The 12,796-nt window shown below is 69.8% G+C and carries 9 protein-coding genes and 1 pseudogene; 1 reads left to right on the top strand and 9 read right to left on the bottom strand.

What is annotated here, in order from left to right; genetic code table 11:
- Positions 1–266 precede the first annotated feature (266 nt).
- On the top strand, positions 267–905 hold the full coding sequence (locus AB0A95_RS18315) for a response regulator transcription factor (protein WP_357556917.1): 639 nt from the start codon (positions 267–269) through the stop codon (positions 903–905).
- A 3-nt stretch (positions 906–908) separates the two neighbouring features.
- Here the strand turns inward: AB0A95_RS18315 and AB0A95_RS18310 are convergent.
- The 9 genes and pseudogenes from AB0A95_RS18310 to ppdK form a co-directional block, all read right to left on the bottom strand.
- Positions 909–1,288, bottom strand: a pseudogene (locus AB0A95_RS18310) (ATPase); the annotation flags it as partial.
- A gap of 133 nt (positions 1,289–1,421) precedes the next feature.
- Positions 1,422–2,006, bottom strand: coding sequence for a DoxX family membrane protein (locus AB0A95_RS18305; protein WP_357556916.1), 585 nt, complete (start codon positions 2,004–2,006; stop codon positions 1,422–1,424).
- A 369-nt stretch (positions 2,007–2,375) separates the two neighbouring features.
- On the bottom strand, positions 2,376–4,100 hold the full coding sequence (locus AB0A95_RS18300; protein WP_357556915.1) for a GAF domain-containing sensor histidine kinase: 1,725 nt from the start codon (positions 4,098–4,100) through the stop codon (positions 2,376–2,378).
- Between the two features lie 246 nt (positions 4,101–4,346).
- A complete protein-coding gene (locus tag AB0A95_RS18295) occupies positions 4,347–5,309 on the bottom strand; it encodes a nitroreductase (protein WP_357556914.1) in 963 nt (320 codons plus the stop codon).
- 85 nt (positions 5,310–5,394) lie between these two features.
- Positions 5,395–6,354: a nitroreductase gene (locus tag AB0A95_RS18290; protein ID WP_357556913.1), complete on the bottom strand. Its 960-nt coding sequence runs from the start codon at positions 6,352–6,354 to the stop codon at positions 5,395–5,397.
- Positions 6,355–6,475: 121 nt separating this feature from the next.
- Complete coding sequence (gene pflA, locus AB0A95_RS18285; RefSeq protein WP_357556912.1) at positions 6,476–7,225, bottom strand: pyruvate formate-lyase-activating protein; 750 nt, start codon at positions 7,223–7,225, stop codon at positions 6,476–6,478.
- A complete protein-coding gene (gene pflB / locus AB0A95_RS18280; RefSeq protein WP_357556911.1) occupies positions 7,225–9,462 on the bottom strand; it encodes a formate C-acetyltransferase in 2,238 nt (745 codons plus the stop codon). The genes pflA and pflB overlap by 1 nt, the downstream gene beginning before the upstream one ends.
- A 112-nt stretch (positions 9,463–9,574) precedes the next feature.
- On the bottom strand, positions 9,575–9,886 hold the full coding sequence (locus AB0A95_RS18275) for a hypothetical protein (RefSeq protein ID WP_357556910.1): 312 nt from the start codon (positions 9,884–9,886) through the stop codon (positions 9,575–9,577).
- Positions 9,887–9,895: 9 nt separating this feature from the next.
- Positions 9,896–12,553, bottom strand: coding sequence for a pyruvate, phosphate dikinase (ppdK, locus tag AB0A95_RS18270; RefSeq protein ID WP_357557008.1), 2,658 nt, complete (start codon positions 12,551–12,553; stop codon positions 9,896–9,898).
- Positions 12,554–12,796: the final 243 nt, after the last annotated feature.

The following is a 12,796-nucleotide window of genomic DNA, read 5'->3' as shown; positions in this document are numbered from 1 at the left end:
GCACTGACGGCCATGCACGCGTACACGAACTTCCAGCTGCTGCTGGAGCCACGTGCTGATCATCGCGGTGCCTCCTGCGAGTCGCGGAGTTGGCCATCAGCCAGACCAGGACCTGATGCCAACCCTCTTTCCCACCGTGGCTGCGGTCAGGCGGAATTGGCAGGGCCCGAACGTCCCGAACGGTCGGGCCCGAGTTCCTGTCCGGTCGCGGGTAACGGGACCTTCGACCCTGTCTCGGCCGGTGCCCGACCAGGTAGACAGGGGAGATGATCCGTGTTTTCCTCCTCGACGACCACGAGGTCGTCCGACGTGGCCTGGCCGACCTGCTACACGCCGCTGGTGACATCGAAGTGGTGGGCGAGTCAGGGTTGGCCCGGGAGGCCACGGCGCGCATACCAGCATTGCGGCCGGACGTGGCGATCCTCGATGCACGGCTGCCCGACGGCAGTGGAATCGACGTGTGTCGGGACGTCCGTGCCGTCGACTCGTCGATCCGGGGTTTGATTCTCACCTCCTACGAAGACGACGAGGCGCTGTTCGCGGCGATCATGGCGGGCGCGGACGGGTACGTGCTCAAGCAGATTCGCGGCACCGACCTCGTCGACGCGGTCCGCCGCGTGGCGGCGGGACAGTCGCTGCTCGACCCGGCGGTGACCCAGCGGGTGCTGGAACGCATCCGCAACGGCGTCGAGCAGCCGCGCGAGCTGGAGACGTTGACTGAGCAGGAGCGCCGGATCCTGGAGTACGTCGCGGAAGGGCTGACCAACCGTGAGATCGCCGGGAGGATGTTTCTCGCCGAGAAGACGGTCAAGAACTACGTGTCGAGCCTGCTGGCGAAGCTGGGGCTGGAACGGCGTACCCAGGCCGCGGTACTGGCCACCCGGTTGCTCGGCCAGCGCTCCTGAGCCTCAGTCACCCAGCGGATCGCTCCAGCGCAGACGCATGCCGCACGGTTCGGCTGGCTCCACTGCGCCTTCACCACCCAGCCTCAAGGCGCGCTCCCGCAGATTCACCAGGCCACCAATGGCCGCGTCGGGGTCCGTGCCAAATCCCGATGTCGTCAACGGTGCGTTACCTGGCAGCGGTGTCCACGGCGTCGCGGATCTCGGTCCACAGGGCCGCAGCCATCGGGGTCCGGAGTGCGAAGATGGCACGCCGGATGTCCCTGATCGTGGAATTGAGTTCGTCGACTGCGGCGTTGATCCGCCGGCCGACCTCCGGGTCGGGCGATCAGCGGCGGGCTGCTCCGCACCTGCAGCCCGGTGGCGAACAGCCTTTGCACCACCACGAGGGCCACGATCTTCTCGGCGATCGCGACACCAGCTTGCGCCGATAAGAGTGAAGCGATGCAGGGACTGCTGATGCTCTGGGCACGACCATGCCCGACCGGTGCACCGGCCGGGCATTTGCGATCGCTTCGGTCAGATCAGCCAGCGGTTCTTCTGCACGAAGGGCAGCTTGGCCCACTGCCGGCCCAGGCCCCAGGTGTGCCCGGCGTAGGTCAGGGCGAGCACGATGGCGCCGATCGCGTAGACGAAGTGGTAGTCGGTGACCGGGTTCGTGGAGCCGCTCGGCTTGCCCGCGCTGGTGTGCTGGGCGAGCGGCCATTCGGCTGCCCACATCATGGCCATCATGACGCCGGCTGCCGCCGCGGCCAGGCGCATACCGATGCCGAGGATGAGCGCGAGGCCGATACCGAGCAGGCCGAGCATGAACGCCCAGTTGGCCCAGGCGTCGCCGGCGATGCTGTGGAAGAAGCCCTGCAACGGTCCCACCTCGACATTGGCCAGGAAACCCTTGGTCGGTGACCCGCCGTTGATCCACGACTTCGCCGCAGGCGTCGCGTAGCCGAAGCCGAAGGTCTTGTCCAAGAACGCCCACAGAAAGACGAACCCGGTGGAGATTCGCAGCACGGCGAGGGCCTGGGCGGCGGTCTTGGTGAGCATGGCTCCGGGCGCCTCGACGTGTTCGAGGTGCGCCGCGCGGCTCCGGTCGATGGTGGTCATCGTTCCTCCTCAATCGTTTCTTCCGCCCCTGACTCTGCTCCGGTTGACGCTTCGCCGCCCGGGTCGAACCACCCGACTCGTACGGGACCAAAGTCCTGTATTCGTAGGCCACTGCCCGCATGAAGGCTCCCGGTCCTGTCGGGCTGGAATGGACGCCCGCCGAGCCTCGGACGCGGGCCGCCCGAAGCGGCCGGAAGGATCACGTGATGACGTCCCGCACAATGCGCGCCGTGGGTGCGACGAGCTGATCGAGGGCGGCGATCGCGGGCATCGGCTCGGATCTTCCGCAGCACACCGACCAGCGTGTTGATCGTGACGAGGACGATGACGGCCGTGTCGGGCAGGTCGCCCAGGATGGGGTGACCGTTCTCAGCCGCCGGTCGGGACCCGCCAGGTCAATGTTGTCCCGGTACCTTCGCGTGCGGCGCCGATTTCGAAGCTGCCGCCCAGATCTTGTGCGCGTTCACCCATGTTGACGACACCGCCACGGGCGAGGGCCGGGTCGAAGCCTTTGCCGTCGTCCTCGACGCACATGACGACTTCGCCGTCGGCGGCCCGCAGCGAAACCCGGGCATTTGTGGCTTCGGCGTGCCGGGCGATGTTCGACAGGGCCTCGCGGAGTACGGCGATCAGTTCGGGCTTGATGTCGTCGGGAATGGCGCTGTCCACCGGTCCGGAGGTGTCCAGGACCGGTCGGAAACCAAGCGTCTCGGCTGCTGTGGCCACCGCCTCGTTCAATTCGGCGCGCAGGGACGGGCCGGTCGGGGTCCGTAGTTCGAAGATCGAGCGGCGGATGTCACGGATGGTGGCGTCGAGGTCGTCGACGGCGGCGTTGATGCGCTTGGCTACCTCCGGTCTTCCGGCCTGGTGCACAGCGCCCTGCAGCTGCATGCCGGTGGCGAACAGCCGCTGAATGACCACGTCATGCAGGTCTCGGGCGATGCGCTCCCGGTCCTCGAGTAACACGAGCTGCTGACGTTCCTCCTGAGCCCGGACCCGTTCGAGGGCCAGGGCCGCCTGCCCGGCAAAGGTCGACAGCTGTGCGGCGTCTTCGTCGCCGGATGATTGCCCGGGTGGCTGAGCCACGATGAGCACGCCGTGCAGGGTGTCCGGGCCGGCGAGCGGGACAGCCATTGCCGGACCGTCCGGCACCGGCCACGGCCACTCGATGGCCGCACGAAGGTTTTCGACGGCGCGGACCTTCTCCTTCCCGAACGCCGCTGCGGCAGCCGGCTCCACGGGAACGAGCTTGCCGGCGAGTTCGCCGTACGAAGGATCGGCGCCGTCGGCCACCTCGATCGAGTATCTGGCGTTGATCTCGTCGTACAGCATGACCAGGACGAGTTCGCTGCCGGACACCTCACGGGCACGCCGGGCGATCAGCCGCAGCGCCTCGGTGCGCTGGACGGTGCCGAGGAGCACGCTGGTGATCTCAGCCGTGGCGGCCAGCCAGCGTTCGCGGCGCTGAGCCAGTTCGTAGAGCCGGGCGTTGTCGATGGCGACTCCGGCTGCCGCGGCCAGTGCGACGACGATCTCCTCGTCGTCCTGGCCGAACTCGTCGGCGCCCTGTTTCTCGGCGAGGTAGAGGTTGCCGAAGATCTGGTCGCGGGTACGAACCGGCACGCCGAGGAAGCTGTGCATCGGTGGGTGGTGCGGTGGGAAGCCGTACGAGTCGGGGTGTTTGATGATGTCGGGCAGCCGCACCGGGCGCGGGTCGGTGATGAGCAGGCCGAGGATCCCGCGGCCGTGTGGCAGGTCGCCGATATTGGCGTGCGCGGCGGGGTCGATGCCGTGGGTGATGAAATCGCTCAGGTCGGTGCGATCGGCGCCGAGTACGCCGAGCGCGCCGTAACGGGCGCCGGCGAGCGCGCACGCTGCCCCCACGATGCGTTGCAGGGTGCTGCGCAGGTCCAGATCCGTGCCGATGCCCACGACCGCGTCGAGCAGCGATCGGAGACGCTCCCGGCTCGCCATCACCTCGCCGACCCGGTCGAGCATCTCCTGCAGGAGTTCGTCGAGCCGGACACGGGAGAGCGGACTGAGCCCGAGCGACGGCCGTTCGATCCGGTCGTCCGCCGATGGATGGTCCACCATGACGCTGAGACTAGCGCGGACCACGGGAATACGGCTTGACGGCCGGCCTGCCTTTGCGAGGGGCCGCCGGTGGCGGACCCGCAGAGATCGAGAGCCGTCCGCCGCTCCGTTCAGTCAGGCATCGGACACGGTCGCCACGTCGTCGCGGGCGCATGTCCGCAGCGTGCTCCATGCCATCGACACATAGGCCATGCTTAGGTCCAACGGTCCTGGGAACGGTGTCGTTCGGGCGCCTCCGCCGGTCTATCAGCTCTCACTGACGACGACGTCGGCGACGTCCCGCCGCGGGGTGGGTCGTCCTGGCGTGCCGTAGCCGATGCGCAGGGCTAGCTGCGGGTATCCGGTCCGGCCGAGGGAGCGCCGCAGCTGGTCGCGGGCGGCCGGTACCTCGATCGGTTGCGAGACCATCGAGGTGGCCAGGCCGGCGTCGGTTGCGGTCAGCAGGACCTTCTGCAGGGCCTGGCCGGCGTTGATCTGGTCCACCGGCCAGTCGCCGGTCACGCCGAGGACGCCGACCAGCGGTTCGGGTTCGTGCTCACGGGCGGGTGCGCGGCGCCGGTTGCCGAAAGCCCGTTGTGGCAGCAGGTCCCGCGGTTCGGGCAGGGGTGCGCCGGCGCCCACCGGAACGCCGTCGGGCGCGTCGTCGGCGTGGATCCAGCTGATCAGCTCGGCTTGGTAGCGGGCGTCGCGGCGCAGCACCCGGTCGGCGCTGCCGGCGATCTCCGCGAAGCCGGCCAGGGCGGTCATGCCGACCAGCAGGTCGAGCCACGCGGATTCGCTGCGGGCGGCGTCGATGAGGCGGATGCGAACGTCGGCCGGCACCGGTTCGGGCCAGAACGGCGCCCGGTTGCTGTGCCGGCGGCCGATGGCGGCGTACAGGTCCTGCTCGGCGTAGGTCGGTGGCCTTTCCGGACCGGGGATGAGCCGGGCGATCACGGCGGATTCGGTGGAGCGGGGGCGTGGGTGCACCTCGGCCGGCCGGCTGCGCATGGCGAGGGCGAGGCGGGCGTTGTAGGTGGCGGCGCCGCATGCCAGGCGGATCGCCCAGCCGGACCGGTCTGCGACGGCGAGCTGCCGGGCCGGGTCGGCGACGACCTCGATGGCGCCGTCACGCAGTCGGAACAGCCACGGCTGGCTGTTGTGCATCGACGGCGCGCGGATGCCGGCCTCCGCCGCCGCTTGCAGGTCCGCGTCGCGGTAACCGTTCACAGCGGGTCTCCTTCGCACTGGTCGAGGAAAACGACGACAACCGGGCACGCTGCTTCGGTTGCCACGGTCAGGGGTACGTCGTGGCCTACTTCACGTTGGTGATGACGTCGCGGGGATCGCGGCGGGGTGCGGCGGGCACGGGTTCGCGGTCGGGCCGGTAGCCGAGTCGGACCGCCAGATACGGCTCTCCGATGTGGGAGACCAGGCGGCGCAGCAGGTGGCGGGGCCAGTCAGGCTCGACGGCGTCGCTCAGCGGAGCGGTGGCCAGGCCGTCGGCGGTGGCCAGCAGCAGCAGCGCGGACAGCGCCTCACCGCCGCGAAGCAGGTTGATGCGCTCGTCGCCGTTGCCGAACAGGACAACGTAGGCCGCACCCTGGTCGTGGACAGCGCCGGCGGCGAGCTTCGCCGCGGCGTCGGGGAAGAAGTCGCGGACGGGTACGCGCCGCAGTTCCGGCTTGACCGCGGTGGTCGGCGGCACGCCGTCCCCGGCGTGTCCCGGCCGGTTCGTCCAGCGGTGCAGGTCGGCGCGGTAGGCAGGGTCGGCCAGCTCGACGGCGGCGGCGATCTCGGCCGAGACGGCGAGCATGGCCACCTGGTCGGGCCGTACCGCGTGTAGGTAGGCGCCTTCCGCCTCGACGAAGCGGCGCAGTTTGGTCAACTCGATGTCGGCCACCGGTCGGTCGTCGAAGGCTCGCCGGTCGGTGCGGCGGTGGGGGATGGCTGCGGCCATGCGTACCGCCTCGGGATCGGGTGGCACCGGCCGGCCGAGGTCGATCCGGGCCAGCAGATCGGTCCGTGCCGGGTCGGGCAGGCGTTCGACAGTCACGGACCAGCCGGCCGCGGCCAGGTAGGTGCGGGCATGGTGTAGGGCGGCGCCGCAGCTGAGCAGCAACAGTCGGCCGTCGGGGTCGATGCTGTCGACGCGGCGGTCCTCCTCGGCGAACAACTCCATCGCCTCGCCGCTGATCCGCCAGGTCCAGGGCTGGGTGTTGAAAACTGACGGGGCGTGCTGTGCGGCGCGTGCGGCCTGATCGAGCGGTGTCATGGGAAAACCTCCGTATCCGTCTCCACCACCTTGCTGTTTGCCCGCCCCGGCCGTTCAGGGCCGAAGGTCCCGTTCCACCGGCCGGCCGGTACCCGCCGGGCTCGACCACGCCAGTGGGCGGTCAGTACACCGTCAGCCCGTGATCGTGGAACTGGCGACGGACCCGACGCAGCAGCGCCTCGTCCGGCGTTGGCGTGTCCGCCAGCGGAAACGGCAGGCCGAGGGCGGCGTACTTCTGCGCGCCGAGTCGGTGGAACGGCAGCACCTCGACGCGTTCGACGGTGGGCACGTCTGCGGCGATGGACGCGACGGCGTCGACGTTGTACGGGTCGTCGGTGAGGCCGGGCACGAGGACGAAACGGACCCAGATCGGCATGCCACGGTCGGCCAGGCGGTGCGCGAACCGCACGGTCGGCGTCAGCTGCCCGGTGCGGGTCACGGTCCGGTACGTGGCCGGGTCGCCGGACTTGATGTCGAGCAGTACCAGGTCGGTGGCGTCGAGCAGGGCGTCGTCGGCGCGGTCGCCGAGCAGGCCGCTGGTGTCCAGGGCGGTGTGCAGCCGCATCTCCTTGCAGCGGCGCAGCACCTCGCGGGTGAAGGCGGGCTGTTGCAGTGGTTCGCCGCCGCTGAGGGTGACGCCGCCGTGGGCGACCTTCAGGAAGCGTTCGTAGCGGCGGATCTCGGTGAGCAGGTCCTCGACGGAGGTGGGTCGGCCGAAACGGCGGTACTGGGTGTCGGGGCTGTGGCAGTAGAGGCAGCGCAGCGGGCAACCGGCCAGGAACGCGACGAACCGGGTGCCCGGCCCGTCTACTCCGGTGGAGATGTCAAAGGAGTGGAGCGAGCCGGTCACCGGCGCTGTGACGACGGTCATCACAGCGATCCGTGGAAGGTCCGGGAGATGACATCGCGCTGCTGCTCCGGCGTGAGCTTGACGAAGTTCACCGCGTACCCGGAGACGCGGATGGTCAGCCGCGGGTACTGCTCCGGGTGGGCCATGGCGTCCTCGAGCGTCGCCCGGTTCAGCACGTTGACGTTCATGTGGAAACCGCCGCCGTCGGTGTAGCCGTCGAGCACTCCGGCGAGGTTGGTGATCCGTTCGTCGCGGGCGTGGCCGAGGCCGTCCGGGGTGACGGTGATCGTCAGCGAGATCCCGTCGCGCGCGCAGCGGTACGGCAGCTTGGCGACCGACAGCGCGGCGGCGACCATGCCGTGCGTGTCGCGGCCGTTCATCGGGTTCGCGCCCGGCGCGAACGGCTCACCGGCGCGCCGCCCGTCGGGCGTGTTGCCGGTGTGCGTGCCGTAGACCACGTTCGAGGTGATCGTGAGAACCGAGAGCGACGGCTCGGCACCCCGGTAGGTGGGCTGCCGCCGGATCTTGGCCATGAATCGTTCGACCAGGTCGACGGCGATCGCGTCGGCGCGGTCGTCGTTGTTGCCGAAGGCCGGGAAGTCCCCGTCCACGGCATAGTCGACGGCCAGACCGTTCTCGTCGCGCAGCACCTTGACATGGGCGTGCTTGATGGCGCTCAGGCTGTCCACGGCGACCGACAGGCCGGCGATGCCGGTGGCGAGGAAGCGGTGCACCGGGTAGTCGTGCAGCGCCATCTCGATGCGCTCGTAGGCGTACTTGTCGTGCATGTAGTGGATGACGTTGAGCGCGTCGACGTAGGTCTCGGCCAACCAGTCCAGCGTCCGGTCGTACGCGGCCAGGACCTCGTCGTAGTCGAGCACGTCGTCGGTGATCGGCTCGGCGACGAAGACCTGCTCGCCGGTCATCTCGTCGCGGCCGCCGTTGATCGCGTACAGCAGGGCCTTGGCGAGGTTGGCGCGGGCGCCGAAGAACTGCATGTCCTTGCCCACCCGCATTGCCGACACGCAGCAGGCGATGGCGGTGTCGTCGCTGTACGCGGGTCGGATCAGGTCGTCGTTCTCGTACTGGATGGCGCTCGTGTCGATGGAGACCTGGGCGCAGAACCGCTTGAACCCCTCGGGCAGCGCCGGCGACCACAACACGGTCAGGTTCGGCTCCGGGGCCGGACCCAGGTTGTACAGGGTTTGCAGGTAGCGGAAGCTCGTGCGGGTGACCAGCGGACGGCCGTCGCAGCCGATCCCCCCGAGCGCCTCGGTCACCCAGGTCGGGTCGCCGGAGAACAACTGGTCGTAGTCGGGCGTGCGCAGGAACCGGATGATCCGCAGCTTGATGACGAAGTCGTCGACAAGTTCCTGCGCCTCCCGCTCGGTGAGCCGGCCCTCGGCGATGTCGCGCTGTAGGTACACGTCGACGAACGCGGCGGTGCGGCCCAGCGACATCGCCGCGCCGTTCTGCTCCTTGGTGGCCGCCAGGTAGGCGAAGTACAACCACTGGATCGCCTCGCGGCCGGTGCTCGCCGGGCCGGAGATGTCGCAACCGTACCGGCTGGCCATGAATCGCAGCTCCTCCAGCGCCCTAATCTGCTCGGCGAGCTCCTCACGGTCGCGGATCACGTCCTCCGACGACAGTTGACCGTCGAGCGATGCCTTGACCGCTTGGCGCTCGGCGATCAGGCGGTCCACCCCGTACAGCGCGACGCGCCGGTAGTCGCCGATGATCCGGCCCCGGCCGTACGCGTCCGGCAATCCGGTGATGATGTGCGAGCGGCGGGCGGCCTTCACGTCGGCCGGGTAGGCGTCGAAGACGCCGTCGTTGTGCGTCTTGCGGTATCGGCTGAAGATCGTCCGCACGGCCGGGTCGAGGGTGAAGCCGTACGCCTGGAGACCGGCCTCCACCATCCGCAGCCCGCCGTTGGGCATGATCGCGCGGCGCAGCGGTGCGCTGGTCTGCAGGCCCACGATGAGCTCGTGGCCCTGGTCGAGGTAGCCCGGCTCGTGGGAGGTGATCGTGGACGGGGTGTGCGAGTCCACGTCGTAGATCCCGCGGCGGCTCTCCTCGACGAACATGCGCTGCAACTGCTGCCAGATCCGCTCGGTACGGTGCGTCGGCCCGGTCAGGAACTCCGGCCCGCCGGTGTACGGCTCGAAGTTGTCGTGGATGAACCCGCCGACGTCGATCGTCTCGCGCCAGCCGGTGCCGCGGAACCCGTGCCAGGCTTCGTGCGATGTGGTGGCCATTACCCCTCCTTCGTCTCCTCCCAGCCTTGCCGAGCGACCACTCGCGGTTTAAGGGCCAGAGGTCCCGGACGGGTCGGGACCGTCCGGGACCTCCAGGTGCGGGCGGAACACCTCAGCGCTGCTCGACGAGCCGGTGCGCGCGCAACAGGTGCGCCCACCAGGGCCGGCTCGCCGAGGCGGCGCGCAGCGGTGGCCTGCCGGTGCGCTTGAGACTGATCCAGCCGCCGGGACCCATCGTCACCGTGCCGATCGCCGGGCGCCGACGCATGGCCAGGCCCGCCGCCACCGCCGCGGTGGCCACCGCCGCGGTGGCCAGCGCGGCCAACGCGACGGTGGTGGCATCCACGGCCGGCACGAAGCGTCCGTCGATGTAGGCGCCGATCTCCCGATCGCCGTGGCGGACCGGCGTCACCGTCGTTGTCATAGTGACCTCCTACCGGCTGTCCGAGCCGGCCGCTGCGCCCGCGGCGCGACCGGCCTCGAGCCGGGCGATCGGCACCCGGAACGGCGAGCAGGACACGTAGTCCAGGCCGGCGTCGTGGAAGAACCGCACCGAGGCCGGATCGCCGCCGTGCTCGCCGCAGACCCCGACGGTCAGGTCGGGCCGGATGGCGCGGCCGCGTTGGACCGCGGTGCGGACGAGGTCGCCCACGCCGTCGCGGTCGATGCTCTCGAACGGTGAAACCGCGAAGATGCCCAGCTCGAGGTACCGGCCGAAGAACGCGCCTTCCACGTCGTCGCGGGAGAAGCCCCACGTCATCTGGGTCAGGTCGTTGGTGCCGAACGAGAAGAATTCGGCGACGCTGGCGATCTGCCCGGCGGTCAGGGCGGCCCGGGGCACCTCGATCATGGTGCCGATCCGGATCGGCGGCGCACCGGGCACGCTCGCCAGCACCGACTCCGCTTCCGCGCGTACCGTCTCGAACTCTTGAACCGCTCCGACCAGCGGAACCATGATCTCCGGCTGGGGGTCGCCGCCTGCGGCGACCCGAGCGGCCGCGGCCTGCGCGATCGCGCGGACCTGCGTGGCGAACAGCCCCGGGAGCACCAGGCCCAGGCGTACGCCGCGCAGCCCGAGCATCGGGTTCTGCTCGTGCATCCGCCGCACCGCCGTCAGCAGTGTGCCGTCGTGGCCCGGGTCCACGCCGAGCGCCTCCGCGTGGGCCACCCGGGCGGTCAGCTCCTCCAGCGGGGGCAGGAACTCGTGCAGCGGTGGGTCGATGAGCCGCACGGTCACCGGCAGCCCGTCCATCGCGGCGAACAGCTCCTCGAAGTCGGCCCGCTGTAGGGGCAGCAGCGACTGGAGGGCTCCGGCGCGCGCGACGTCGTCCTCGGCCAGGATCAGCCGCTCGACCAGCCGGCGGCGGTCGCCGAGGAACATGTGCTCGGTGCGGCACAAGCCGACCCCGGTGGCGCCGAAGCGGCGGGCTCGGGCGGCGTCGGCGCCGGTGTCGGCGTTGGCGTGCACACCGAGCCGGGCCCGGTGATCGGCGTGGATCATCAGCCGCTGCACCGCGGAGAGCAACGGGTCGCCGTCCGCCGCCAGCTCGCCCTCGAAGTACCGGACCACCGCGGAGGGCCGCACGGCGACCGATCCCGGGTAGACCTTTCCGGTGGTGCCGTCGATCGAGATGATGTCGCCGGCGTGCAGGGTGCGACCCGCCACGGTGACGGCGTCGCCGTCGATGCGTAGTTCCTCGGTGCCGCAGACACATGTCTTGCCCATGCCGCGGGCGACCACCGCGGCGTGCGACGTCTTGCCGCCGCGCGAGGTCAGGATGCCTTGAGCAGCGATCATGCCGGGCAGGTCGTCGGGATTGGTCTCCCGGCGCACCAGGATGACCGGCTCGGTCGCCGCCACCGCGGCGGCGGAGTCGAAGACGATTGCGCCGACGGACGCGCCCGGAGAGGCCGGTACGCCGGTGGTCAGCGGTGGGGGAGCCGCGGTGGTGTCGAAACTGGGGAACATCAGCTGGGCCAGTTGCTCGCCGCTGACCCGCTGCAGTGCCTCATCCAGGGTGATGCGGCCCTCGTCGACCAACTGGGCGGCGATGACGAACGCGGCGGCCGGGGTGCGCTTGCCGACCCGGGTCTGCAGCATCCACAACGTGCCGTTCTCGATGGTGAACTCGATGTCGCACAGGTCGCGGTAACGCTGCTCGAGCCGCTGCATGATCGACAGCAGTTGCCGATGGCTCGCTGGATCTATGGCCGCGAGTTCGGCCAGCGGCACGGCGTTGCGGATCCCGGCGACCACGTCCTCTCCTTGAGCGTTGCGCAGGTAGTCGCCGTAGACGCCGCGACGGCCGGTGGCCGGGTCCCGGGTGAAGCCGACCCCGGTGCCGGAGTTCTCTCCCCGGTTGCCGAAGACCATCGCCATGATGTTGACCGCGGTGCCCAGGTCCTGCGGGATGCGCTCCTGTCGGCGGTACAAGATCGCGCGTTCGGCGTTCCACGAGCGGAACACCGCCGCGATCGCCAGGAACAGCTGTTCGTGTGGCGCCTGCGGAAAGTCCCGGCCGGTGTGCTCGTGGAACACCTTCTTGTACGCGTGTACCAGGTCCTGCAGTTGATTCGTGTCGAGTTCCGGGTCCGTTGCGACGCCCGCGATTGACCGGGCGGCCGTCAGCTCCTCCTCGAAAGCTTCGCCGGGAACGTCGAAAACCGTCTTGCCGAACATCTGGATCAGGCGTCGGTACGAGTCCCAGGCGAACCGCTCATCCGCGCTCTGCCGGCCGAGGCCGACGACACTCGCGTCGTTCAGGCCGATGTCCAGGATCGTCTCCATCATCCCCGGCATCGAGAACTTGGCGCCCGAGCGTACCGACAGCAACAGCGGATCCGCGGCGTCGCCGAAGGTCTTGCCCATCCGGGTCTGCATCAGCCGCAGGTGGTGCTCGACCTCGGTGAGCAGGCCCGCGGGCATCGTGCCGGTGCGCAGGTAGGCGCGGCACGCCGCGGTGGTGACGGTGAACCCGGGCGGCACCGGTAGGCCCATCAGGGTCATCTCGGCCAGGTTGGCGCCCTTGCCGCCGAGCAGGTCCTTGAGGTCCTTGTTGCCGTCGGTGAAGTCGTAGACGTATCGGGTCATGGCACTGTCACCCCTTCCTTTTCTTCCTTTGTAGACCGGTCGGGGTTCTTCGCCGTAGGGCCGGACGACCCTCATCGACGGGCCGTGGGGGACGCGTGTGGTGATGCGCTCTTTCGGCCCTGACCTGCGCCATTCCGGGCCATACCGGTACCGGTGGGAAGCAAGGCGGCGGGTGGCTGACCGCCACCCGCCTCCAGGTCTCCCCGCCGCCGGGCATCGTCACCGAGACGGTGGCGCCGGCCC

This window comes from Micromonospora sp. NPDC049230 (genome assembly GCF_040647875.1).
Lineage (GTDB): Bacteria > Actinomycetota > Actinomycetes > Mycobacteriales > Micromonosporaceae > Micromonospora.
This window is presented reverse-complemented; position numbering and strand designations above follow the sequence as displayed.